The 22082-nt window shown below is 57.8% G+C and carries 13 protein-coding genes; 6 read left to right on the forward strand and 7 right to left on the reverse strand.

Annotation, left to right across the window (positions count from 1 at the left end; genetic code table 11):
• Positions 1 to 101 precede the first annotated feature (101 nt).
• From OZX62_RS07855 to nrdD, 3 genes are all read right to left on the reverse strand, one after another.
• Positions 102 to 5225, reverse strand: coding sequence for an acyl-CoA dehydratase activase-related protein (locus tag OZX62_RS07855; RefSeq protein WP_277175650.1), 5124 nt, complete (start codon positions 5223 to 5225; stop codon positions 102 to 104).
• Positions 5226 to 5438: 213 nt separating this feature from the next.
• Positions 5439 to 6167: an anaerobic ribonucleoside-triphosphate reductase activating protein gene (nrdG, locus tag OZX62_RS07860; protein ID WP_277175651.1), complete on the reverse strand. Its 729-nt coding sequence runs from the start codon at positions 6165 to 6167 to the stop codon at positions 5439 to 5441.
• 201 nt (positions 6168 to 6368) lie between these two features.
• On the reverse strand, positions 6369 to 8765 hold the full coding sequence (gene nrdD / locus OZX62_RS07865) for an anaerobic ribonucleoside-triphosphate reductase (protein WP_277177079.1): 2397 nt from the start codon (positions 8763 to 8765) through the stop codon (positions 6369 to 6371).
• A 338-nt stretch (positions 8766 to 9103) separates the two neighbouring features.
• Between nrdD and xseA the strand changes: the two genes are divergently transcribed.
• The 4 genes from xseA (at position 9104) to pntB (ending at position 14172) form a co-directional block, all read left to right on the forward strand.
• Entirely contained in the window at positions 9104 to 10426 is a 1323-nt protein-coding gene (gene xseA / locus OZX62_RS07870) for an exodeoxyribonuclease VII large subunit (RefSeq protein WP_277175652.1), read from the forward strand.
• Between the two features lie 112 nt (positions 10427 to 10538).
• Positions 10539 to 10874: an exodeoxyribonuclease VII small subunit gene (locus tag OZX62_RS07875; RefSeq protein WP_277175653.1), complete on the forward strand. Its 336-nt coding sequence runs from the start codon at positions 10539 to 10541 to the stop codon at positions 10872 to 10874.
• A 294-nt stretch (positions 10875 to 11168) separates the two neighbouring features.
• Positions 11169 to 12779 carry a Re/Si-specific NAD(P)(+) transhydrogenase subunit alpha gene (locus OZX62_RS07880; protein WP_348519292.1) on the forward strand — a complete coding sequence of 537 codons (1611 nt, stop codon included), beginning with the start codon at positions 11169 to 11171 and terminating at the stop codon, positions 12777 to 12779.
• A gap of 4 nt (positions 12780 to 12783) precedes the next feature.
• Positions 12784 to 14172: a Re/Si-specific NAD(P)(+) transhydrogenase subunit beta gene (gene pntB / locus OZX62_RS07885; protein WP_277175655.1), complete on the forward strand. Its 1389-nt coding sequence runs from the start codon at positions 12784 to 12786 to the stop codon at positions 14170 to 14172.
• Positions 14173 to 14374: 202 nt separating this feature from the next.
• Here pntB and OZX62_RS07890 read toward each other — a convergent pair whose 3' ends face one another.
• Both OZX62_RS07890 and OZX62_RS07895 read right to left on the reverse strand, forming a co-directional pair.
• A complete protein-coding gene (locus tag OZX62_RS07890; protein ID WP_277158021.1) occupies positions 14375 to 14575 on the reverse strand; it encodes a hypothetical protein in 201 nt (66 codons plus the stop codon).
• Positions 14576 to 14807: 232 nt separating this feature from the next.
• Positions 14808 to 15953 carry an endonuclease/exonuclease/phosphatase family protein gene (locus tag OZX62_RS07895; protein ID WP_277175656.1) on the reverse strand — a complete coding sequence of 382 codons (1146 nt, stop codon included), beginning with the start codon at positions 15951 to 15953 and terminating at the stop codon, positions 14808 to 14810.
• Positions 15954 to 16127: 174 nt separating this feature from the next.
• Here OZX62_RS07895 and OZX62_RS07900 point away from each other — a divergent pair, with 174 nt between their 5' ends.
• Positions 16128 to 17051, forward strand: coding sequence for an isoaspartyl peptidase/L-asparaginase (locus tag OZX62_RS07900; RefSeq protein ID WP_277175657.1), 924 nt, complete (start codon positions 16128 to 16130; stop codon positions 17049 to 17051).
• A gap of 211 nt (positions 17052 to 17262) precedes the next feature.
• Here the strand turns inward: OZX62_RS07900 and OZX62_RS07905 are convergent, their stop codons facing one another.
• Positions 17263 to 18909: an ABC transporter substrate-binding protein gene (locus OZX62_RS07905; RefSeq protein WP_277175658.1), complete on the reverse strand. Its 1647-nt coding sequence runs from the start codon at positions 18907 to 18909 to the stop codon at positions 17263 to 17265.
• Positions 18910 to 19211: 302 nt separating this feature from the next.
• Between OZX62_RS07905 and OZX62_RS07910 the strand changes: the two genes are divergently transcribed.
• The gene (locus tag OZX62_RS07910) at positions 19212 to 20141 is read left to right on the forward strand and encodes an isoaspartyl peptidase/L-asparaginase (protein WP_277175659.1); all 930 of its coding nucleotides are present in this window, start codon (positions 19212 to 19214) and stop codon (positions 20139 to 20141) included.
• Positions 20142 to 20374: 233 nt separating this feature from the next.
• Here OZX62_RS07910 and OZX62_RS07915 read toward each other — a convergent pair whose 3' ends face one another.
• A complete protein-coding gene (locus tag OZX62_RS07915; RefSeq protein WP_277175660.1) occupies positions 20375 to 22030 on the reverse strand; it encodes an ABC transporter substrate-binding protein in 1656 nt (551 codons plus the stop codon).
• Positions 22031 to 22082: the final 52 nt, after the last annotated feature.

The following is a 22082-nucleotide window of genomic DNA, read 5'->3' on the forward strand; positions in this document are numbered from 1 at the left end:
TCTTGCGGTCACCATAACGCAAAGCTGGTCGATACCCATGAACAAGTATCGACCAGCTTTTATTCGTTGAGAAACTTCTATCGGCTACTGCCGTTTACCGTTCAGTCGGCCTTGGCCAGCTTCTGATCGGCCTTCTTGGCGGCGGCGATCATCAGCTTGATACGGTTCAGCTGGTTGGCGGCGGAAGCGCCGGGATCGTAGTCGATGGAGACGATGTTGGCTTCGGGGTGCAGCCGGCGGATCTTGCCGAACATGCCGCGTCCGGTGACGTGGTTCGGCAGGCAGGCGAACGGCTGGGCACATACGACGTTCGGGCAACCGGACTTGATGAGCTCCAGAATCTCGCCGGTCAGCAGCCATCCTTCGCCGGCCTGCACACCAATCGAGGTGACGGTGGAGGCGAGCTTGACCAGCTCGGGCATCGGGGTGTCCTGACTGAACTTGCCATGCGAGAGGTTGATGGCGCGACGCACCGGGTTCAGAATCCGATCGAGCCCCCAACGCATCACGGCGTAGGCCTTCTTGTTGCCGCCCATGCCGGTGTTCTTTTCGTTCCAATCGGTGATGTAGGGGCGCGTGGTCATGAATTCCATGATGCCAGGCACCACAGCTTCACAGCCCTGTTCCTCGATCTGGTCGACCAAGTGGTTGTTGGCATCCGGGTGGTACTTCACCAGAATTTCGCCGACCACGCCGACGCGCGGCTTACGAGGAATGTTACGCAGCGGCAAGGCGTCGAAGCTCTTGACGATTTCGTTCAAAAGCGTCTGATATGGCAGATAGCCCTTACCGATCTTGGCCTTGGCGGTCTTGGAATGGCCGTGGTGCTCAATGGTCTCGCGCACGATCTTGTCCCACATCTCGTAGAGCTGGTTGGCGCTACCCTTCACCTTTTCATACGGACGCACCCGGTAATGGCATTTCATCAGCAGGTCGCCGATGACCAGCGCCTTGACCGCGCGCCACAACAGCGTCGGAGTCGCGGTGAAACCGGGGTTATCCTCGATGCCTTGGGTGGAAAGCGCGATAACCGGCACCTGTGGATAGCCGGCGTCGACCAAGGCCTTACGGATCAGGCCGTAATAGTTGGTCGCACGGCACATGCCGCCGGTCTGGGTGATAGCGAGACAAACCTTGTCAGGGTCATACTTGCCCTTGATAATCGAATCGACCAGCTGCCCCACGACCATGATGGCCGGATAGCAGGCGTCGTTGTTGACGTATTTGAGGCCTGTCTCCACATCCTGCTGATCAGCCATCTTGAGCACATCGAACTTGTAACCGCCGGAACGAATCACGGCCTCGACCAGACTCATATGCACCGGGCTCATCTGCGGGGCGACGATGGTGTAGTCGCGGCGCATGTCTTTCTGGAAGCGGACCTTGTGGGCGTAGGCGGAAAGGGTGCCTTTGCTGCGCTTCTTGGTTTTACCCGCAACGGCCTTATCTGCAGACTTCTTATCGACCTTTGAAGTGACATTGGTCTTGTCGGTCTTGCTGCTTCCGGTGGCGACGCTTTCGCCGTTGGCGCGACGCGAAGCCTCTTTCATCGACTCGGTGAGCTTCGGGTTCGCCTTCATCACGCTGTCGAGCAGCACCTGACGGCCCGGGGTCGGAGCCTTGGAACCGGTTTTGCGGAACTCGCCTTGCTTGTCGGCAGGAACCTCGCCAGTCTCCGTTGCATTCGTATCGGCATTGGAAGCCGCGGAATTACCAGAACCCTTGACGCTGCCAGCATCCCGTGCTGAATCAACAGCATCAGCACTTTGCTTTGCGTTTTCAGCCTTGTTCTGCGCCGCATCAACGGCAGCCTGAGCGGCGGCAAGCTGCACCTTGGCCTTTTCGAGCTTGCTTTCGGCGTCCTTCAGCTCGGCCTGGCGCTTGGCTGCCACCTCTTGACGGGCCTTCGCTGCGGCAGCCTGCTTGGCCACATCTTCGGCGGTGGTTTCGGCAGATTCCATGGCACCTCCTTCATTGGCAACGTCAGAGGCATCGCTTGCAGACTTCGCTTCAAGTTCGGCCTTGTCCGCAGCCTTCTTGAGCTTCGCCTTGTTGTTCTCGCGCTCTTCGATGGCCGCCTTGAGCGAGCGCAGACGAATCTTCGCCGCGCCAAGGTTGCTGACCTCGTCAATCTTGAGCAACGTGTAGACATCGGCCTTGTCGGCGAGAATCTCACTGACCTGATCGGTGGTGATGGCGTCGATGCCGCAGCCGAAGGAGTTGAGCTGCACGAGCTCAAGCCCTGGATAGGACGCCACGAAATTCGCCGCCGCATAAAGCCTGGAATGGTAGGCCCATTGATTGGCCACACGCAAAGGCATATTGATAACCTTACGGTCGCCTACCTCGCGGAACCCTCCTTCGTTCTTGGCACGGGGGTCTTTTTCACCCTTGCTCAGGTATTCGCTCAGGTGCAGTTTCTGGCCGGGTTGCAGCTCGCAGATGGAGTCTTCGGAAAGCACCGCCATGCCAAGCGAGCAGATGGTCTCGGGAATGCCATGGTTGATTTCGGGGTCAATATGATAAGGACGGCCGGCGAGCACGATGCCACGGCAGTTGTGTTCCTTCATATAGGCGAGCGCGCGCAGGCCTTCCTCCTGCACGTCGTGCTTGAAAATCTTGTCTTCGGCGTACGCAGCCTTCACGGCCTTCTCCGCCTCTTCGCGCGTGACGTTGGTCCAAGCGAATTCCTCGACGATGCGGTCGACCATCAGCTCGTGGTCGGCAAGGTTGAAGTACGGACGCATGTAGCGGATGCCGGGTTCGCGCAGCTCGGCCATATTGGCTTCGATCACGACCGGATAGTTGGCGACGATCGGGCAGTTGTAATGGTTGTCGGTATCGCCTTCGACCAGATTCTCCTCGTAGGAGACGCAGGGGTAGAAAATGGTCTTGACACCGCGGTCGAGCAGCCACTTGATATGGCCGTGCACCATCTTTGCCGGGTAGCAGATGTTCTCGGAGGCGATGGATTCAATGCCGGACTGGAAGAGCTCGTGGCTGCTTCGGCCGGAAAGCCGTACCTTGAAACCGAGGTTGGTCAAGAGCGTGAACCAGAACGGATAGTTCTCATACATGTTGAGCGCGCGCGGAATGCCGATTTCGCCGCGGTAGGCCTTCTTGTCGGTAAGGCGACGGTAGGCGAAAACGCGCTTGTATTTGTAGTCGTAAAGGTTCGGACGGTCGCTGCGTTCCGCCTTGGCATCGGCACCACGTTCGCATCGGTTGCCGGTGACGTAACGCGAGCCATCCTGGAAGGTTGTAATGGTGAGCTTGCAGCGGTTCTGGCAACGCTTGCAGACATCACGCTCCGAGGTCATCGACAAGTGATCGAGTTCATCGCCCTGCACAATGCCAGACTTGGTATGTTCCGCGGTCTCGTCGGTGTCGTGCGCATCCTCATAATGCATACGCGCGGTCAACGCCGCACCGAAAGCGCCCATAAGACCAGCGATATTCGGCCTGGTGACTTCTTTGCCGGTCAACAGCTCGAAGGCTCGCAGCACAGCGTCGTTAAGGAACGTGCCGCCCTGCACTTCAATGGTGTCACCGAGCTGGCCGGCATCGCGCAGCTTGATGACCTTGTAAAGCGCGTTGCGCACCACGGAATAGCAAAGGCCTGCCGCGATGTTCTCGACAGTGGCGCCTTCCTTCTGCGCCTGCTTGACCGAGGAGTTCATGAACACGGTGCAGCGCGAACCCAGGTCGACCGGGTGGTCGGAGTTCAACGCAGCCTGCGTGAATTCTTCAATGGTCAGGCCCATGGAATACGCGAAGGTCTGCAGGAACGAACCGCAGCCCGACGAGCATGCCTCGTTGACGGAAATCGAATCGATGACGCCGTCGGCGATGGCCAGGTATTTCATGTCCTGCCCGCCGATGTCGATGACGGCGGTGACGCCGGGACTCACCATTTCAGCGCCGCGATAGTGCGCCATGGTCTCCACTACACCCTCGTCTAGGTGCAGGCCGGTGGTGATCAAACCTTCGCCGTAACCGGTGGCGCAACTACGGGCGATCCAAGCCTCGGCAGGCAGCGCGTTTTCAATCTTGCGCACGATTTCGACGGCCGCGTCGAGCGGGCTGCCGTCGTTGGTGCCGTAGGACGACCATACGATCTCGCGGTCGTCGTTGATGAGCGTCGCCTTGATGGTGGTTGAACCGGCGTCGATGCCAAGGAAATGGGGGCCTTTCGCACCTTCAAGCGTGCCGACCTTGACCTGTTCCTTGCCATGGCGTTCGTTGAACTTGCGGCGGTCCTCTTCGGTGGGGAAAAGCGGCGGCATCGTAGCGGTGTCGACCGGCTTGTTCTTGAGGGCTTCGAGGTCGTCGATGATTTCCTGGCAACTGCGCGGCTCGAAATGCTGTCCGCTATCGAGTTCGTTGTCATCGCCACACATCAGTGCAGCGCCGTAGGCCACGTAAAGATGCGCGTTCTCCGGGACGATAAACTTATCGACCTTGCCTTCCAATGCGCGGGCAAAGGCTTCGCGAAGCTCGGAGAGGAAGAAGAGCGGGCCGCCGAGGAAGACCACGTTGCCGTGAATAGGACGGCCTGAAGCAAGGCCTGCGATGGTCTGCGTGGCGACGGCCGAGAAGATGGATGCGGCTAGATCGGGCTTATCCGCACCGTCGTTGATCAGCGGTTGCAAGTCGGATTTGGCAAACACGCCGCAACGTGAGGCAATCGGGTAAAGCAGCTTGTAATCCTTGGCCATATCGTTGAGGCCGGAAGCGTCGGTGTCCAGCAAAGTGGCCATCTGGTCGATGAACGCGCCGGTGCCACCTGCGCAGGAACCGTTCATACGCTGCTCGGGAGTGGGCTTCAGGTACGTAATCTTCGCATCTTCGCCACCCAGCTCGATAATGACATCAGCTTCGGGATAGACCTGATCAATGGCCTTGGTCTCAGCGATGACCTCCTGGACGAACGGAACGTTCATATCGTCGGCCAAACCCAAACCGCCGGAACCGGTAATCGCGAGGTTGATCGGCTGTGAACCGCGGCCTTCCTCTTCCAGCTGTTTCTTGATGTCACGCAGCAACCCGGCCACCGTGGCGCGCACATTGGCATTGTGCCGCCGATAATCGGAGAACAGCACGTCCTTCAGGTCGTTGCTTTTGTCCAGCACGACGGCCTTGACCGTAGTTGAACCAATATCGAGCCCGACCCGCAGGGGCATAACTTCATGCTCCGTTGTCTTGGTTTCCATCACGTCAGCCATGCCTGAATCCTTACCATTCCTCGTAATCTCTCAGCGTTTTGCGTAATCCGGCGCCTGAAACGCTGTGAGCTTACACACATACTATTTAGTCAGATTAGTCGTTGGACTTCCCAGTAACCAGACCCTTCGCAATGATTCAGCTCACAGAGGCAAGTATTGTGACCTACATCTCTTGACAAAAGAAATGATTTATGCAAATCACCGTTGTCGCAATTAGCTGGCGGCACCTTCGCCGGCAGAACGGTCCTTGCCGTAGACCTCGGGGATGAAGCGGTGCTGGTCGTGGAGCTTGGGCCAAATCACGGGTGCAGATGTGCCGGTTTCGTCGTGCGCACGCAACGAGGCGGGGACGTCGAGAATACGCTGGTTACTGGAACCGCGGAATTGCAGCAGCGAATCGTGATGATCTTTCATATAGCGGCCATCCACGAGTATGTCAACGTAGCTCAGTAGCTCAAGCTTGTCGGCACTTTCGCCGGGGCGCATCAGCTCTTCCCACGTATAGCCGGTCCAGCACCAGATGTCCTTATCATGGCCGAACTCCTTGCGAATACGCTTGGAGAGTTTCAGCAGCACACCGGTATTGAGCAGCGGTTCGCCTCCAAGAAATGTAATACCTTGGACGACGCCTTGCGACAAATCCTCGATGATTTTGTCTTCGAGCCCCTGCGTATAGGGGTGGCCAGCCTGGAAATCCCAGATGGACTCATTGAAGCATTCGACGCAGTGGAACGGGCAGCCGGAAACGTAAACGGAGCAGCGGATGCCCTCGCCGTCGGTCATCACCAAGGGCTTGTAGTCGGCGATCATATCGTGGCTCAGCTTGTCGCTGGTCCACTGCCCCGCCTTGGGATTATTGGCATATTTCGTCGGAATCCAAGGCCCACGATTCTGCTCGTCCGCCGCGAAATCATGCAGCTTGCCGCCCGACAGTTTTCCCATTTATTTCCTCTTTCAAATAGAACAATCCACCCCAAACCCAGGATGCGGTTTTCTCTCTCGCCAAAAAATCATTCATCACCGACATGGATTACGACGATATCATTTCGGAATATTGCCACAGCCGATTCACATGGCAAAAGCAAAGGCGGCACACCGAATGATGAACCGCCTTACCTTACTTACTTACTTAAAGCTACCGAATTACTTGGCCTCTTCGTACCATTCACGCTCGGTGCCGTCCTTCAGCACCACATGGCCGGTCTCACCGCTCATGTGCTTGGCACGGTGCGTGATCTCCTCGTGGCGGCCGTGCACCATGGGGCGCTGCACCGGGTTGCCGAGATAGCCGCAGGTACGCTTGGTGACGTTGCACTTGTCAGGGTCGGAGTTGCCGCACTCAGGGCACTTGAAGCCCTCTTCGGTCGGCTCGAAGTCACCCTCGAAACCGCAGACGTAGCAGTGGTCGATCGGGGTGTTGGTGCCGAGGTAGCCGATGCCGATATTGTGGGCGTAATCCCACACGGCCTCGAGCGCCTTCGGGTTGGTCTGCAGGGTCGGGAACTCGCAGTAATTGATGAACCCGCCGGAAGCGTAGTACGGGAAGTCCTTCTCGTAGTCGAGCTTCTCCATCGGGGTCGGCGAGAGCCAGACCGGATAGTGGAAGGAGTTGGTGTAGAAGTCATGGTCCGTAACGCCCGGCACACGGCCGAACTTCTCGCGGTCCATGCGGTTGAAGCGGTCGGTCAGCGATTCGGCAGGCGTGGAGTAGAGCGAATAGTGATAGCCCTCTTCCTTTGCCCACTTGGCGCACAGCTCGTTCATCTTCTTGACAATCGAGAGGGCGAATTCCTTGCCTTCCGCGTCCCAGCTATGATCTTGCATCCAATCCTTGCCATAGAAGACGCTGGTCGCCTCATAAAGGCCGATATAGCCGAGCGAAACGGTGGCGCGGTCGCGGTTGAAAAGCTGGTCGACGTTGTCATTGGCATCAAGCCTGCCGAAAGCACCGTAACGATAAAGCGTCGGGGCGTTGATCGGCTTGGCCTGCTTGCAGCGCATGATGCGGAACTGCATGGCTTCATGGGCGACATCCATACGCTCGTCGAAGATCTTCCAGAAGCGATCCTTGTCTCCGCGCGATTCCAGCGCGATGCGCGGAATGTTGACGGTGACGACGCCGAGGTTCATGCGGCCTTCCTCTTCTTCCTTGCCGGTGTCGGGGTTGGTCCAGGCAGGCAGGAATGAACGGCAGCCCATCGGCGCCTTGAAGGAGCCGGTGATCTTGACGAGGTTCTCATAGAAGAGGATGTCGGGGTACATACGCTTGGTGGAGCACTCGAGGGCGAGCTGCTTCAGGTCATAGTTCGGGTCGCCGGGCTCGGAGTTGATGCCGTGCTTGACGGCGTAGGTGAGCTTCGGGAAAATCGCGGTGTGGTGGTCGCGGCCAAGACCCAGGATGCGCACCAGGAAGATGCAACGGGTGATTTCGCGGGAGAACCACGAGGTACCGAGGCCAAAGCCAACGGTGACGAACGGGGTCTGACCGTTGGAAACGCGGTTGGAATTGATCTGATATTCCATGGTCTGCATGGCGTCGTAAATCGCTTTACGAGTCATGATCTTGGCGTAGATCTCGCGAATCTGCTCCATGCGTGGCACGTCGGTATGGAAAGGAACATCCTGCGGAATCGGCTTGCGGTCGGCGTCGAAGTGCAGGGTCTTGGGCTCGTTGGCCTTGAGCCCGTCGACGATCTGCTGGGCCACTTCCTCGGGCATGGAATCCGGAATCATGGTGTGCGCCTGATCAAGGAACTTCTTGTAGTCCTTGCGGGCGTATTCATCGAGCATCTCGTCGGCGCGGTTGACGGTCTGGCCGCCGTATTGGTCGCCGGCGATGTCTTTGATGATCTGCGTGATCTGCGTGGCGGCGGTGCCGATGGACTTCGGGGTGTCCATCATCGCGTTGCCCAGCTCGAAACCGTTGTGGAGCATGTCGGCAAAGTTCGGCAGGCTGCAGTTGGTCTCTGCGGTGAACGGCGAGTAGTCGGCATCGTGGAAGTGAATGTCACCCTTCATATGGGCGTTGGCCACACGCTTCGGGAGCATCGAGAAGGCGGAGGCCTTGGAAACGGCACCGGCCAGCAAGTCGCGCTGGGTGGCGTACACGTTGGAATCCTTGTTGGCGTTCTCGCGCACCAGCGTCTCGTCCTTGTTGACCAGACGATCAACGGCGGCGTTGATATCGGTGGCCTTGGCGCGGTCGATATCTTTGTTCAGCCGATAGTTCGTATAGTTGCGAGCGACTTCGTACAGATGATTTTCAACAAGGCCGTGTTCAACCAGATTTTGGATATCCTCGATCTTGGCCGGACCGCTGTAACGCTCCTTGACTTCGCCTTCAATGCCATTGGCAAGATCGCGAATCATCTGTTCTTCTTCAGGACCAACTTCCTTGTCGAGATCCTTAAAGGCCGACTTGACCGCGGCGATGATGTTCACCGGGTCAAAATCAACAATCCGCCCGTCACGCTTCTCTACCAACACGGTTTTCGTCGCCGTCGTTGGCTTTGTGGGCGCATCCAGAACCTGAGCCTGCATCACATACCTTCCTCTAAACTAAAGAAACCGATACAGAATCCTACAAATCACATGGATGAAATCACACGCGTGTAACTTTCTGTGTCTTCACTCACTATACGACTTCCTGAATACTATATCTAGGGATATATTCGGCGTTTCGACCCCAGATATAGTAACAATGGCGGAATAACGCGGAAATCAAATGTGAAATACACCACAAAGTTTTCAGCCTCGGTGTGTCGCGTTGCATCACAAACAAAATTGTCCATACGTACTACAACACGTATTACAAAAGAATCTTGGCAGCGCCATTACGGAAATAAATTCTTGTCCTTCATAAAGAGGATTGTGGAGGCATGGCTTTCAATACGAGATATGGGTATACCGCGCCCGACCAAGCAGGATTTGCATCGGGTGCGGGCACAAACGAACAAGGCCCGAAACCGCTGGATCAGCTGCCGCGACTCGCGCGGGACACCACCCCGGAAAATCCCTGGCCGGTCAGCGTGGTCAGCCAGAAATACCACGATGCCGTGAAACGGTGGCCCGGCTCGTGGATTGAGGGGCAGATCGTCGAAATCAACATGCGTCGCGCCAGTTCCGGCTATATCACGTTGCGCGACAATTTCGAGGACATCTCCATTTCGGTGATGGGCTTCCGCAATTTCGTGGCGATGGCCTCGAACTTCCACCAGGGCGACCGCGTGGTCATCCACGGCAAGCCGGATATCTGGGTCAAGGCGACCCGTCTGAGCTTTGTAGCCGACGACATCCGTCGCATCGGTGCGGGCGATCTCAAGGCGCAGATCGACGAACTGCGCAAGAAGCTCAAAGGAGAAGGGCTGTTCGATCAGGAGAACAAGGTCGAGCTGCCAGAATTCCCGAAATGCATCGGGCTGATTTGCGCCCCTCAGGCGCGGGCGGAAGGCGACGTCATCACCAACGTCAACCTGCGCTGGCCGGCTGTGAAGTTCAAGGTCGTTCATGCCCACGTGCAGGGTGTGCAGTGCCCGTCCGATGTTATCGCCGCGATTCAAAAACTGGATGCCGACCCCGAGGTCGACGTCATTATCGTTGCCCGTGGCGGCGGCAGTTTCGAGGATCTCATCGGCTTCTCCGACGAAGGCGTGGTTCGTGCCACAGCGGCGTGCGAAACTCCAATCATCTCGGCCGTGGGACACGAGGACGATTGGACGCTGATCGATCTGGCATCCGATCTGCGTGCTTCCACCCCCACCGACGCCGCGAAGAAAGTGGTGCCGGACGTCCGCGAGCAATGGCAGCTCATCGCCAACGCCCGTGCGCAGATGAACATGCGAGTCCGGGCCCGTGTCGACAACGAAATCCGCGCCATCGAAGGCTATGCAAACCGCCCAAGCCTCACGCACCCGCAAACGATGCTTGAGCCGCACCAGCGCTTCATCGACGAATCCGTGCAGCGTATGCAGCTCGGGCTGACCCGCATTGTGGATGACGCTAGCCTGACCATCGAAAAGCTGCACGCCAGCCTGAGCGCTCTAAGCCCGCAATCCACGCTCGATCGTGGATACGCGGTAGTCCAGGCGGCCAATGGGCACGTGCTCGATGACGCTTCAGCCGTCTCCCCCGGCGACGTGCTGACCTTGACCCTGAGGAAGGGCGAGGTGGTCACCGAAACGAAATCGGTGAATCCGGAATAGGAAAGAACGAGATTGCTGCAATCGGAAATCAGGATATCGGTAGCGGCATTCGACTTTTGGATACAACAAACAGATCAATAACATCAATAAATAACAATATAAAGGACTGATCATGGCAACAGCAAACAAGGAATCGAAGGACGACAAGGCCGAGGACACGAAAGCGGCAAAAGGCACTGCCCCGGCTTCGAGCCTCACCGACAAGGAACGCGACCAGATCGCGAAAATGCCGTATGAAGAGGCACGCGACAATCTTATCAAGGCTGTGCAGGCGCTGGAGGCCGGCGGGCTGAACCTTGACCAGTCAATGCATCAGTGGGAAGTCGGCGAGGCGCTGGCCAAGCGCGCACAAAGCCTCTTGAACGAGGTTCGCGCCAAACTCGAAAGCGCCGAGGCTGAGCAGCAGTCGACCGCCGCGACGGCTGGAACTCAGTCTAATTTGGAGTAATACCAAATTAGACTGAGCCTTCGCACGCTTAAGCGTGCTCACATCGCCTACGGGAAGTCCACAGGACTTCCCGCTTAACGGCTCAGCAATCAAACCTTGAGTAACGCAAGGCTAGATTCTGTCTTCGCGCGCATAAGGCACGCTCACCAAAACTACAAGAAGTCCACTGGACTTCTTGCTTAACGTTTTGGCCAGTAAGCAGCGCAAGGATGAATTGCGTCTTCGTACGTACGAAAAGCGCCCGAAAGTGGACACATTGCGACAACGGGGACGTTGCGTTGTAAATATTGATATATGAATATCACTGACCTCAAGAAAGGAGCGAGCGTGATTATCGGAATACCCAAGGAGACGGCTCCGGGCGAAAGACTGGTTGCGGCAACGCCAAAAACCGTCGGCCAGCTTAAAAAGCTTGGTTACGATGTCCTGATTGAAACTTCAGCCGGGAAAGAGGCAAGCTTCTCCAACGATGATTACCACAAGGCGGGTGCAACAATCGGCAAAGCAGCGGACGCCTGGAACGCCGACATTGTGGTCACCGTCGACACCCCGACACCGGACGAAATCGCTCAGATGAAGTCGGGCGCGATGCTGATTTCGCGCCTCGCACCACAAAGCAACGCCAAGCTTCTCGACATCCTGGCACATCGCAATATCACGGCTTTGGCGCTTGATGCCGTACCGCGCATCTCGCGAGCGCAATCGCTGGACGTGCTTTCGACCATGTCTAATGTCTCCGGCTACCGCGCCGTCATCGAGGCCGCGGAATCCTACGGCGGCATGTTCGCCGGACAGGTCACCGCAGCCGGCAAAACGGCCCCGGCCAAGGTCTTCGTCATCGGCGGAGGCGTGGCGGGTCTGGCCGCCATCGGTGCGGCCGCTTCTATGGGCGCCGAGGTTCGTGCCTTCGACGTTCGTCCGGAAGCCGCGGAGCAGATCGAATCGCTGGGCGCCACGTTTGTACGTGCCGAGGGTGCCCAGCAGGAGAAATCCGACACCGGCTATGCCAAGGCCTTGAGCGAGGATCAGGAGAAGGCGACGCTGGCCTTGTATACCAAGGAAGCCGCCAATGCCGATATCGTCATTACTACCGCTTTGGTTCGCGGCCAAGGCGTGTTGACCATCACCAAGGACGCGGTGGCCGGTATGAAGCCCGGTTCGGTCATCGTCGATCTCGCGGCAAGCGGTGGCGGTGATTGCGAACTGACACAACCCGGCAAGAAGATCACCACTGACAACGGCGTGACCATCATCGGCTACACCGATCTCGCCAGCCGCATGCCGCAGCAGACCTCGCAGCTTTACGGCACTAACGTGGTCAACCTGATGAAGCTCCTGACGCCGAAGAAGGACGGCACGGTTGTGCTCGACCTTGACGACGAGGTGCAGCGCGGCATGACCGTAACCAAGGATGACAGCATTCTTTGGCCACCGCCCAAGGTTTCGGTATCGGCCGCAGCCAAGAGCGACAACAAGGCCAAGCAGCAACTGACGCCGGAGGAAAAGAAGGCTCAGGAAGACGCCGCCAAGGCCAAAGAAGCGGTCATCCAGGCGCAGAAGAGCAAGCGCAACACCGTACTCACGGCAGTTGCGGCCATTCTGCTTGCCATCGCGCTGGCGTTTGCCGACACGAAGCTCTTGATGACGTTCTCCATTTTCATCCTGGCGATTTTCGTGGGCTATTACGTCGTTTCCAACGTCACCCATTCGCTGCACACACCGCTGATGAGCCAGACGAACGCCATTTCGGGCATCATCCTCATCGGCTCGTTGCTGCAAATCGGCTCGAACAACACGCTGGTGACGGTGCTCGCCGTGGTTTCGGCGGCCATCGCCTCCATCAACGTGTTCGGCGGGTTCCTGGTGACTTACCGAATGCTCAGCATGTTCAGGAAGGACGCGTGAAATCATGACACTTGAATCCATTGCCCAATCCGCCTACTTGCTGGCGGCAGTGCTGTTCATTCTTTCTCTCGCGGGTCTTTCCAAGCAGGAAACCGCCCGTCGCGGCAATATTCTCGGCATGCTTGGCATGTTCATCGCCATCGTCGCCACCATCGCCTTGGCGCTCGTTGATTCCCAGCGTCCAATCTGGGTGACAGCCCTGCTGATCGCCCTGGTCTTCATCGTCGGCGCATCCATCGGCATCTGGAAGGCACGCACCGTCGAGATGACGCAGATGCCGGAACTCATCGCCATGCTCCACAGCTTCGTGGGCATTTCCGCGGTTTTGATCGGCTACAATTCGTGGCTCACGGAAAAGAACCCGAACGGCGCACATCTGGCTGAAATCTACATCGGCGTGCTCATCGGCGCCGTGACCTTCACCGGTTCCATCATCGCCTACCTCAAACTGGCAGGCAAGATGAAGTCGAAGCCGCTGATCATCCCCGGCCACAACATCATCAATCTGATCGTCCTCATCGTGATGCTCGCGATGATCGCCTGGTTCATCCCGACGCAATCAATCTGGCCTCTGGCCATCATGACCTTGCTCGCACTGCTGCTCGGATTGCACATGGTCGCGGCCATCGGCGGCGGCGATATGCCCGTGGTCATCTCGATGCTCAATTCCTACTCAGGCTGGGCTGCGGCCGCTTCGGGCTTCATGCTCGACAACAACCTGCTGATCATCACCGGCTCGCTGGTCGGCGCTTCCGGCGCCATCCTCTCCTACCTGATGTGCAAGGCCATGAACCGCAAGTTCATGTCCGTCATCCTCGGCGGATTCGGTGAGAAGCCGGCCAAGTCGAGCGACGCCAAGGAGATCACCGGTGAGGTGCACGAGACCACCGCCACTGACGTGGCGGAGATGCTCAAGAACGCACATTCGGTCATTATCGCCCCCGGTTATGGCATGGCCGTGGCCAAAGCACAGCAGGCCGTGGCCGGCTTGGTCGAGAAGTTGCGCGCCCAAGGCGTCGAGGTCCGCTTCGCCGTCCATCCTGTTGCTGGTCGTTTGCCTGGTCACATGAACGTGCTGCTGGCCGAAGCCAAGGTGCCGTACGACATCGTCATGGAAATGGACGAAATCAACGACGACTTCGCCGACACCGACGTCGTTCTCGTCATCGGCGCCAACGATACCGTCAACCCGGCCGCCGCCGTTGACCCCGATTCCCCCATCGCCGGCATGCCCGTGCTGCGCGTCTGGGAAGCCAAGCAGGTCGTTGTCTTGAAGCGCTCGATGGGCACCGGTTACGCCGGCGTGCAGAACCCGCTGTTCTTCAACGACAACACGTCGATGCTCTTCGGCGACGCAAAGGCCAGCGTGGAGGCCATCTCGAACGCGGTTTGAACGCAAAAGGAATAAAATAAAAAGCAGTTGGGGTCTATCCGTTGCTATCAGCGGATAGACCCCAACTTTTACAAAATCTGGGCCATGAACCAAATAATTGAAGTTTTCAACCGAAAAATTTGGGTTCTATACCAAAAATTTGGGCTTATCCACGAAACTGTAGGTGGATAAGCCCAAATCGTTTAACAACCAGAGCGATAACTCAGCCGAAGATGTCCTTGGCGGCCTTGGCCACGGAGTCGCCCATGAGCTCGCCCGTGTCGTTCTCCGCACCGAAAAGACGATTCAGCGCCTTGTCGGCCTGTTCGACGGTCATAGGCTTTCCGACCTCTTTGGCAACCGCCTGCAAATCAGTGATGGTAGTAACCTTAGAAAGCTTATCTACCAATGTTTTCTCGTCCATGAGCACTCCTCGTTGTAATCTCACTTGTACGTTCGGCATTCTCTGCCTGCACCCCATCTTAGCCGCCTATGTAGATGAATGTGTATCATGTCACAATTTTTATCACAAAATGATTAAAGCGAATCATAACACCTCCTTTTTCGCTTGAACCGCTGCCCCAAACCACTACTACAAAGGGATACGAAAGCGATACGGAAGGATGCCGAACGAGCTTCGCCCGACCAACCGTCGTTTATTTCACAGCGATGGTGGCGAGCAGCGCGGCATGATCCGAACCGGGTATCGGCAGGGTGCTCACCTGCCCGGCGGTAATCCCCTGGTCGAGGACGATATGGTCGATACCCGCGAATTTCGGCACCCCCGGCTTGTTCGCCGGCCAAGTGAAAACGAACCCGTTGTCCGAACTTTGTGCGGCATCATGAAAGCGCGAACCCAGGATATTACGGAACGGCGTGTGGTCGGTGGTCGCGTTGAAATCCCCCATCAGCACGTACCTGTCGTTCTTGTGCGAGCGCATCGCCGCCACCTCGTCAAGCGAAGTACGCCAGTCGTCCCAATAACCCGGCTTGGGAGAGGTGGTATGCACCGAAACGAAACGAATCGGCGTTTTGCCGTCACCAAACGAAACCGTGCCGCCCGGCATGAAGGAAGCACTGGAATCGACGTCATCGTCGGCCGGCGAGTCCAACGCCGTAGCCGAAAAAAGCGCGTTGCCGTATTTGCCGTCCGACGAGGAAATCTGGGAATACGGCAGGTAATCGTCGATGCCTTCCGCCTTCAACGCACGGACGAACGGCTTGGTGGTTTCCTGCAGCGCCAGCACCTCCACGCGCTGGTCACGCACCGCTTCCACCACCGCTTTGGCCGAAGCCCGGCCTTTGTAGACATTCGCCGTCATCACACGTGCGTAGGAATCGTGGGTATCCGCGTGGCTTTCTCCGACCGCCGAGACCGCGGCATCGTCAAGATGGGTCTTAGCGACGAAATAGGGATATTGCCACCATCCCTGAAGCCCGAGGCATGCCAACGCCAGCAGCGCAGCAAACCATCTGCGCGACGCCAAGGCGAGCACTAGCGCAAGTACACCCAACACGGCAAACCAAGGAGTGAACGCGGCGACCACAGGCACATACGGCAGCGATTGCAATTCCTCAGGCAGCTCACGGCTCACCGTTCCCAGCAACGCGGCGAGCAGACACAACCAAGCCAAAAGCGCTAGAACCTTACGCAGAAAACCTCCGCGTTTCCTTGATTGAGGCGCGGATTTCACAGTTGCTTTCGAGGTGGCCTTGGGCTTCGACCTGCCTTTTTGCGTCGATTTCGACCTCGACTTTGTCTTGCTTTGAGATGCCGTTCTGGATTTGGTTTTCGCCTTCACATTGCCTTCCTGGTATTCGCAACCTTGATCGGGACTCGGCGGTTGCCTAGCATGATTTCTGCATTCATATTAGCCAATATCATGGCATTATGCCCGGCTACGCCTAGGATAAATCCATCGGCCGAAAAGCCTTTACCTTCATAATACGAAACGAAATAGAGGAAACGAGGAACCATGCCCGAAACGGGTCACAACGCACGAGTAATCACCATCACCACCAAGTCAGAGGACGGCCCGCTTCTCGTAATCCACGGCGGTGCAGGCGCTCGTGGCAATCACAGCGCCGAAGAAGTCAACGCCGACCTCAACAGGGCACTCGACGCCGGATACGCGAAGCTAACAGCCGGGGCAAGCGCCGAAGAAGCCGTGGTCGCCGCCATCCATGTGATGGAGGACGCTCCGGAGTTCAATGCCGGACGCGGGGCTGCGCTCACCAGCGACGGCATCGTGCAGATGGACTCCTGCCTGATGGACGGCGACGGCAGGGTCGGTGCGGCCACCGGGCTCGACACAGCGCGTCACCCCATCGACGTGGCGCGGGCCATCAAAGACAAGACCAAGCACGTCATGTTCGCTGAGCCCACCGAGCAGGAACTCGCCGACTGGGGAATCGAAACCGAAAAGAACGAATACTTCATCACCGAAGAACGCCGCGAAGAACTTGTCGACGCGCAAAACAACGGCGACGACTGGCAGAAGCATGGCACCATCGGCGCCGTCGCCCGCGACGCACAAGGCCATATCGCGGCCGGCACTTCGACCGGCGGCATCACCAACCAGATGCACGGACGCGTCGGCGACACCCCGCTGCCCGGCTGCGGCACTTTCGCCGATCAGCGTTCGCTCGCCGTCTCCTGCACCGGCATCGGCGAGGCGTTCGTCAAAGCCGTGGCGGCAAACCAAATCGCATCCAGGGTACGTTTCGCCGGCCAAACCCCAGAAGAAGCGGCCAAGGCAACCCTCGACGAAGTGGACGGCTACCACGGCGATGGCGGCGTCATCATCGTCCCCGCCAAAGGCCACGGCGTCATCTCCTACAACAGCGAGACGATGAAATGCGGTTACCGCTCGAGTGCGGAAAGCCATGTACAAAGCTGAATAACAGCCGCTGAACGGTTAACAGCTGACAATGCCAAAGCGGGATGAAGTAAATCGCGCTGATAAACAGCAAACCACAAAAGGCAACAAACAGCAGGGGCGTTCCTCCATATCTAATCCTGGAGGAACGCCCCTGTCATATCTGCCTATCTATTTTCCGGACACCGGAACGGCGTGCTGCACAACGCACGCACAGCGCCCTGCTGTTGCCTTACTTCGTAATGGTGTTGTAGGTGGGCAGGTTCGTGTAATCGAAGTCCACGTTCTTGAGCTTCGGCGAAGAAACCGCGGAAACGTTGTTGCACCAAAGCGGGATGGCCGGCAGGTCATTCAGGAGAATCTCCTGCGCGGCGTTGAAATCGGCCGTACGCTTGGCAGGGTCGAGCTGCGACTTCGCTTTGAGCAGCGCCTGGTCGAATTCCGGATTCTTGTAGTCGCCGTCGTTGGAACCGTGCCCGTCGGCGGATTCGGAAGCGTAAAGCGGCGTCATATAATCCTCGGCCGAAGGATAGTCCAGAGACCAGCCCGAGAAGAACGGGGTCTGGATGGTGCGGTCGGTCACGCGGTTGAGCAGGTCGCTGAAGGTCGGGTAGGCGTCGCCCACGGCCTGGATGCCCAGCGTGTTCTTCAGCTGGTTGCAAACCGCATCAACCCAAGGCTTGTGGCCGCCGTCGGAAGGATAGGCCAGGCTGAATTTCTCGTTATACGGCGAGATGGCGTCGGCCTGCTTCCAAAGCTCCTTGGCCTTGGCGGCGTTGTGCTTGAGATTGGCCGTGCCCTTGAGGTTCTTCTGATGCTCGGGAACGCCGGGTGAGGTGAAGTCCGTGGCCACGGTCTTGGTGTTCGAGAAGACCTTGTCGACGATCTGGCCGCGATCGATGGCCATGGAAATCGCCTGACGACGCAGGATGCCTTCCTTGTTGAAGCCGAAATGCTGCGCCCATTCGGGGATGATGAAGCCCTGATAATAGCTGCCGGGGCGGCTATAGGCGTGAATGGTCGAATCGGTACGGAAGGTCTTGACCTCGGACTGGGGCACGTCCATCAGCAGGTCGAGGCTGCCGGATTCCACGTCGGAATAGGCCGCGTCGGGGCTGGAATAGACGCGGTATTCGATGCCGCCGTTCTTGACCTTGCGATAGCCCTTGTAATCCGGGTTCTTCACCACGGTGATGTTCTTGTTAGGCGTCCACGACTTGAACTTGTACGGGCCATTGCCGATCGGGTTCTTGCCAAAGGTCTTCATGTCCTTGTAGGCGACGCTGGGCAGCGGGAAGAACGACTGGTGCGAAATCTGGGTCGGGAAGACCGAATCCGGGCTGTTGAGTGTGACGATCAGCGTGTGGTCGTCGGGAACCTGAAGGCCGGAAAGCTGGGCGTCATCGGCGGCGCCGGGCTTCTGCAGCTCGTCATAGCCCTTGATCACGGACATACGGCTGGACTGCTTTTCCGCGTGCTTCACGTTGGCGGCGTAGCTCCAGGCCTTGGCGAAGGATTGCGCGGTCACCGGCTCGCCGTTGGTGAACTTCCAGCCGTCGTTGAGCTTGATAGTGTATTGCGTGGCTTCAGGATTGGCCGTAATGGACTTCGCGACCTCCATATGTTGCTTGCCCCTGGCGTCGAAGCTGACCAGGCCTTCGAAGAGGTAGCGGATGATACGGCTTCCGCCCATTTCGTTGGTATCGGCGGGCACCAGCGGGCTTTCCGGCTCGGTGTTGTTCACCGAAATGATGGCGTTGGGATCCGCCTTCGCACTATTGTCACTTGTCGAACTCGACCCGCAGGCGGCCACCGAAACCAGCGTCGCCGAAGCGAGCAGCGCGGCCGCGAGACGGGTACCCCAAGATTTGAATGTCATCTTTCCCTTTTCTCTTTTCCCTTGACGTTTGGTTGACAGGATATCTCACCTTACACCGGCAAATGATACCGGTACGATACAGGTTTGTTACCTTGAGACAATAGACCATAATATACGGCCATAATGGAACATTGTGCTCGATATTTCACAATAAGAATCACCGTCTTCAAACGGACACAATACGAAGTCATGCCCAGCGGCGTACCATGGCAGATATCCAAACAAACGCTCAATGGGCGTCATGGCGCAGTGGGCATTGTTGTGCAATGGCCACTATCGCTTTATCGAAAGGAAACGAACCGATGGCATCACCCAGTCCAGTCAAATCAATCGTCACCAAAGGCGGAGAAAACGGTATCCTGCTCGTCATCCACGGCGGAGCCGGAAGCCGTGGCAAGCACAGCACACCAGAACGCCAGGCGCAGGTGGAGAAGGACTTGCAGCGTGCGCTTGACGCCGGATATGCCAAGCTTAAGGCCGGAGCCAACGCCGAAGACGCCGTGGTGGCCGCCATCCACGTGATGGAAAACGCCACCGAGTTCAACGCAGGGCATGGAGCGGCGCTCACCAGCGACGGCATCGCACAGATGGACGCGTGCCTGATGGGCGGAGACGGAGAGGTCGGGGCCGTGGCCAGCGTACACACCGTGAAGAACCCGATCGACGCCGCACGGGCAGTCAAGGAGCAGACCAAGCACGTCCTCTTCGCCGACCCGCAGGACAAAGAGCTTGCCGACTGGGGCGTCGAGACGCGCGACCCGAGCTACTTCATCACCGAGCAGCGCAAGCAATCGCTTATCGAGGCGCAGACCAACGGCGACGAATGGGAGAAGCACGGCACCATCGGCGCTGTGGCCCGCGACGAGAAAGGCCATCTCGCGGCAGCGACTTCCACTGGCGGCATCACCAACCAGATGCACGGACGCGTCGGCGACACCCCGCTGCCCGGCTGCGGAACGTATGCCAACGACGAGACGGTTGCGGTTTCGGGCACCGGCATCGGCGAGGCGTTCATGCGCACGGTGGCCTGCCATCAGGTCTCGGACCGCGTGAAATTCGCCAAGCAGACCCCGCTGGAATCCGCGAGCGCCACACTCAACGACATCGAGGCTCATCGCGGCGACGGCGGCCTAATCGTGCTGCCGGCCAAGGGTGAGGGCGTCATCGCCTACAACAGCGAGATGATGAACTGCGGTTACAAATCCCCCACCAGCAGCTACGTGCAGGGCTGAGATAGCGGCTGACTTATCAACTGCCTTCATCGACCGATTTACCGGCTGATTTTTTAACGGGCCCGGTGTCGAAAATCTGTAGTTGTATACAGGTCTCGGCACCGGGCCCGCAGCAATTCCGATAAGGCAAATTCAATAGACCCAACAGATATAGAGGGGTCGGGCAACAGCTTTATGAGCCGTTGCCCGACCTCTCTATTTAACTGTTATTCAGTCAGTTACGAACTATCGCCTTACTTGGTGACGGTGTTATAGGTAGGCAGGTTCGTGTAGTCGAAGTGCACATTCTTGACCTTGGTGGAAGCTGCGGCGGCCACGTCCTCATTCCACAGCGGAATCGAAGGCAGGTCGTTGAGCAGGATTTCCTGGGCGGACTTGAAATCAGCGGTGCGCTTGGCGACGTCGGTCTGGCTCAACGCCTTGGCCAAAGCCGCGTCGAACGCCGGGCTCTTGTAATCGCCGTCGTTGGAACCGTGGCCGTCAGCGGAAGAGGAGGAATACAATGGGGTCATATAGTCCTCGGCCGTCGGGTAGTCAAGCATCCAGCCGGAGCGGAACGCGGTCTTGATGGACCGGTCGGTCACCTGGTTGCGGATGTCGCTGAAGGTCGGGTACGGATCGCCGGATGCGTTGATGCCCAACGTGTTCTTCAGGCTGTTGCTCACTGCATCAACCCACGGCTTGTGCGCGGCGTCAGAATTGTAAGCGATCTTAAAGTCGCCGGTGAACTTCGAAATCTGGTCGGCCTGCTTCCAGAGCTCCTTGGCCTTTGTGGGATTGTATTGTAGATTGGCGGAATTCTTCAGTTCCTTCGAATGTTCGGGAACCAGAGGCGAAGTGAAATCGGTGGACGGCGTCTTCGTGTTTTGGTAGATCTTGCTGACGATCTGCTTGCGGTTGATGGCCATGGAAATGGCCTGACGACGCAGGTTGCCTTCCTTGCCGAGCGCGAAGTGCGGCAGGCTTTCGGGGATGACGAAGCCCTGATAGGACGAACCGGGCTGCACGAACGCCTTCACCGAAGAATCGGTGCGGAAGGTCTTCAATGCCGACTGCGGCACTTCTTCCATCACGTCGAGATTGCCGGATTGCAGGTCGGCGTAAGCAGCATCCTCATTGGTGTAGACACGATAGTCGATGCCGGCGTTCGCGGCCTTACGGCTTCCCTGATAATCCGGGTTCTTCACGACCAGAATGTCGGTGTTGGGCTGCCAGGACTTGAACTTGTACGGGCCGTCGCCAATCGGTGCCTTGCCGAACGCCTTGATGTCCTTGTACGCGGCGCTGGGCAGCGGGAAGAAGGACTGGTGCGCGAGCTGGATCGGGAAGACCGAATCGGGGCTCTTCAGGGTGACCACCAGTGTCAACGGGTCTTTGACCTCGAGGCCGGAAAGCTTGGCGTCAGCGGCAACGCTCGGATTCTGCAGCTCGTCGTAGCCCTTGATGATGGACATGCGGCTGGACTGCTTCTGCGCGTTCTTGACGTTGGCGGCATAGCTCCATGCGTCGGCGAACGAAGAGGCCGTCACCTTCTCACCGTTGGTGAATTTCCACCCGTCGTTGAGCTTGATGGTATATTGCGTCGCATCCGCGTTGGGAGTGATTGACTTCGCCACTTCCATATGCTGCTTGCCCTTGGCGTCGTAGCTCACCAGACCTTCGAAGAGGTAACGGATGACCTTGCCACCGCCCATTTCGTTGGTGTTCGAAGGCACGAGCGGGCTTTGCGGCTCGGTGTTGTCGACCTTGATGATCTCATCGGTGGTCGCCGCCTTCTTCGGTGTCGAGGTATTATTATTACCCGAACCGCCGCAGCCTGCAACGGAAATCAACGCCGCGCCTGCAGCCAGTGCGGCCACGATTTTTATACTCCATGATTTCGAAGCCATAATTTTCCCTTTCTTCCCTGTACTCGTTATTAGCATGTAACACACGCAGTTA

It is taken from the genome of Bifidobacterium sp. ESL0690 (genome assembly GCF_029392315.1).
Lineage (GTDB): Bacteria > Actinomycetota > Actinomycetes > Actinomycetales > Bifidobacteriaceae > Bifidobacterium.